Origin of the sequence: Aporhodopirellula sallentina SM41 (assembly GCF_000346505.1) — a bacterium.
Classification (GTDB): Bacteria; Planctomycetota; Planctomycetia; order Pirellulales; family Pirellulaceae; genus Rhodopirellula; species Rhodopirellula sallentina.
In genome coordinates this window covers 1-3134 of sequence record NZ_ANOH01000304.1, presented here as the reverse complement: position 1 = coordinate 3134, position 3134 = coordinate 1, and the positions used below count along the sequence as shown (strand labels likewise).

General features: G+C 54.2%; 3 protein-coding genes and 8 tRNA genes. 9 read left to right on the top strand and 2 right to left on the bottom strand.

What is annotated here, in order from left to right:
* Positions 1-51 precede the first annotated feature (51 nt).
* The 4 genes from RSSM_RS20430 to RSSM_RS20415 all read left to right on the top strand — a co-directional run bounded on the left by RSSM_RS20430 (position 52) and on the right by RSSM_RS20415 (position 403).
* Positions 52-125 (top strand) — tRNA-Gly (locus RSSM_RS20430).
* A 17-nt stretch (positions 126-142) separates the two neighbouring features.
* Positions 143-215 (top strand) — tRNA-Asp (locus RSSM_RS20425).
* 15 nt (positions 216-230) lie between these two features.
* Positions 231-309, top strand: a tRNA-Leu gene (locus RSSM_RS20420).
* A gap of 10 nt (positions 310-319) precedes the next feature.
* A tRNA-Leu gene (locus RSSM_RS20415) sits at positions 320-403 on the top strand.
* Between the two features lie 132 nt (positions 404-535).
* On the opposite strand, the gene RSSM_RS20410 is transcribed toward RSSM_RS20415, so the two are convergent.
* Entirely contained in the window at positions 536-886 is a 351-nt protein-coding gene (locus RSSM_RS20410; protein ID WP_008683169.1) for a four helix bundle protein, read from the bottom strand.
* A 58-nt stretch (positions 887-944) separates the two neighbouring features.
* Here RSSM_RS20410 and RSSM_RS20405 point away from each other — a divergent pair.
* From RSSM_RS20405 to RSSM_RS20395, 5 genes are all read left to right on the top strand, one after another.
* Positions 945-1017, top strand: a tRNA-Val gene (locus RSSM_RS20405).
* A 97-nt stretch (positions 1018-1114) separates the two neighbouring features.
* Positions 1115-1187 (top strand) — tRNA-Ala (locus RSSM_RS33490).
* A gap of 18 nt (positions 1188-1205) precedes the next feature.
* Positions 1206-1291: transfer RNA gene (locus tag RSSM_RS33485), tRNA-Ser, on the top strand.
* A gap of 12 nt (positions 1292-1303) precedes the next feature.
* A tRNA-Arg gene (locus tag RSSM_RS20400) sits at positions 1304-1375 on the top strand.
* 71 nt (positions 1376-1446) lie between these two features.
* Entirely contained in the window at positions 1447-2259 is an 813-nt protein-coding gene (locus tag RSSM_RS20395) for a hypothetical protein (protein ID WP_008683167.1), read from the top strand.
* Positions 2260-2411: 152 nt separating this feature from the next.
* Here RSSM_RS20395 and RSSM_RS20390 read toward each other — a convergent pair.
* Positions 2412-3134, bottom strand: a 723-nt coding sequence (locus RSSM_RS20390; protein WP_044303141.1) for an ISAs1 family transposase, incomplete at its 5' end; no start/stop codon positions are given.

Genomic DNA, 3134 nt, shown 5'->3' with positions numbered 1-3134 from the left:
CTTAGAACCAGAGATGCTGTGGGTTCGAGTCCCACCTGAGCTACTCAACATGCGGGTGTAGCGTCTAACGGCCAGCACGATTGGCTTCCAACCAATTAGTCTCGGTTCGAATCCGAGTGCCCGTACTTTTCGCAAACAACAAGTCCTCGTGGAGCAGCGGAGTGCTCGCTTGCCTGTCACGCAAGAGGTCGTCGGTTCAAATCCGATCGGGGACGCTTTTCAATCTAAACGGCGCGGTACGCAAACCGGTAAAGCGACGGAGCTCAAACCTCCGTGACATGTCTGTGGGTTCGACTCCCTCCCGCGCTACTTTCATGACAGCCAAGTGGTGGAATCGGTAGACACGCGACACTCAGAATGTCGTGCCCACAGCGGAGTGCGAGTTCAACTCTCGCCTTGGCTACTTTCACTCTCAAAGGTGAGACAACGATGCGGGTGAGCCAGGCTCATCCGGGCCTCATAAGCCTGGACCGTCGGGTGCGACCCCCGAACCCGCTACTTTTGGCTAGCTGATTAGCAGTTAGCATGTTAGCGACTAGCTTTTTCGGATGGACCGGATCAACGCTGCCAAAACTTTCGATGTCTCGGTCAGTTTAGTTTTCAGTTCTGGCGTTTCATCGGCAAAGCCGAGGCGGTGTGCGAGCGATGTTTGGTATTCAACCTCTCGCAGTGAACCGTAAGCGATGTCTAGGAAACGAACAAAGTCGGCTTCGCTTTGACGTCCGCATCCTTCAACGATGTTCGATGGGATCGACACCGCCGCCCGCCGCATTTGCGAAGTCAGTCCGAATTGTTCCTCTCGCGGAAAACTCGACGTGAATCTGTAGATCAGCAGTGCAACTTCGTCTGCCAAAGTGAAAGCTCGAAGTTTCGTATGGTCTCGCATGTCTTCTTCTCCTTTTCTTTGCTAACGGCTAATGAGCTAAATGCTAACAAGCTACTCCGATCGCGTGGTCCAGCGGCTTAGACGCCTGCGTGACAAGCAGGAGACCGATGGTTCGATTCCATCCGTGATCACTGAACCGACAAGGTCTGTAAGTGTTGCGGCAGCACGCGTCTGTGGTATGGACGAAGACCGGGTTCAATTCCCGGACGGACCTCTGATGAAACAAATGGGCTGGCATGTTCCAAGGGGGCGACTGATCCTTGCAAGATCGGTGAGAAGGGTTCGATTCCCTTTCAGTCCACTCTCAGTTTTGATTTACGGAAGGCAGCCGGATACGGTTTGCCGGGCCGCACTGCTAACGCGTGCCACCTTCGGGTGATGAGGGTTCGACTCCCTCGCCTTCCGCTTGTTTGAAATGGCTCGATGGTGAAACGGACATCATCTCTGGCTTCTAACCAGAAGTTCCGGGTTCGATTCCTGGTCGGGCTACTGCCGATATTCGCAGTCACGTTGGCTGCTGGCATCCATTCGCTTGTTTGACACTTTTGAAAGGCAATGTCATGAGCATGCGTCAGATTGAGCGTCAATTCACGCGAATTGGTGCTCGAGCAATCGTTCATCCGCCGATCGTTCGGCGTTGGGGAACGGCTCTCCGTGAAAAAGTTTCGATCGACATCGGCAACGACGCCGAGGGTGAGTTCTTCGACATCTCGATTCAGCCACCACAGTTGGCCGAAACGCAGGTGATCGACGTTCAGCCTTCAATGCGGCACTTGCTGCTGATGTCCCGACAAGACGACGGAAAGCACAAGTTTTTGTGCGGACACGACGAGCGACATTGGTTCGTTGCTGCTGTTCCTGAACGGGCAGCCGTTTCATCTGTGAAGACAGCTTTCGACGCGCTCAAGCCGGTTGCGGTGCGAGCACTTGAGAACCGTCTTGGCGTGAAGCCGCGAAAGCGGAATCGTCGGCGCAATGAAGCATTTATCCGTCAGGGCGAGTGGTTCTTCGTCCCGGTCGAAAACCCGGCGTTGGTCGATGAGCGTCTCGTTCTACGCAGCGAGCCGATCGCACGTGGCGGCGGAAAGCCGCACATTTGCGAAGAAGTGGTTCGACAGGGCGGACAACTGGTTTACATCAGTAACCAGCACCCGAACGGATTGACCGAGGGACAGCGAATGCGATTGATAAGTCGCAAGCCTGAACTTCGTCATCTGCACTGGGTCGCTCAACGTCGAAACCCCAGCGTGTTTGTTCGCGGACGAGTGCGCCATCCGGATCACAAGACGATCATCTTGAACGGTTGGCACCAAGTCTTGATGAACACTGAAAACGAGTCGATCGCAATGCGACATGTTGCATTCATCGACTGAAGTTCGGTTCCGCACTTCGGTGCGGGGCCATTTCCCAAACCGACGTGGCTCGATGCAGAAAGGCACCGCTCTTGGCAGTGTCTTCCTTTTGACTCGCTCATGCTGGTGCGACCCCAGTCGTCGGCTCTTGTGACTATGAACGAACAAAGCAATCAAATGACTCGCGGGTGTGCTGGATATCCGGTGCTGGGCCGACGCATGGCGATGCTTTCTTTGTCGTCAACTTGTTTTAGCAGGCTGATCGCGAAGCGTTTCAGCCAAGCCAGATTGACCGCGAGCGCCCGATTGCGACCTCGATTCTCATCCTCACGGAACGTGACATCCAGACACCAGTGAAGCGTGTTCTCGATTCCCCAGTGCCCTCGGACACACGCGGCGAACCGCTTCACGCCCAACGCAAGTGAGCTGATGTAATACCGAACATCCGTTGTGAATTTGTTGCCATTTTCGCTCATTCGAATGACAACGCCGATTGTCTTCATGCCTTTCCACTTCTCTCGGCCAATCAAGTCATCGGGCACCGGAAGTTGATAGTAAACAAGCTCATCCATGCGTCCATGTCCTTTGAGTCGCTCGGTGTATCTGCGAGCCGGCACATCACGGAAGTCGTTTTCCATATGCCCGACGATGTACTCGATCACCGCGTCGTGAAGTGTTCCTTGGTTCCCTTTGAGAGCGAGGACGTAGTTGCCTTTGGAGTCGATGATCTTTGCAGCGATGATCCTTTGGCATCCCGCTGCATCGATCGTGACCACAGAATCTGCAATTTCGATTTGATCTAAAAGCTCCGGAATTGCAGTGATTTCATTGGACTTTTCTTCCGTTGCAAGCTGCCCCAGGCTGATACCACGTTGGACAGCCCAAGCACTGACAAG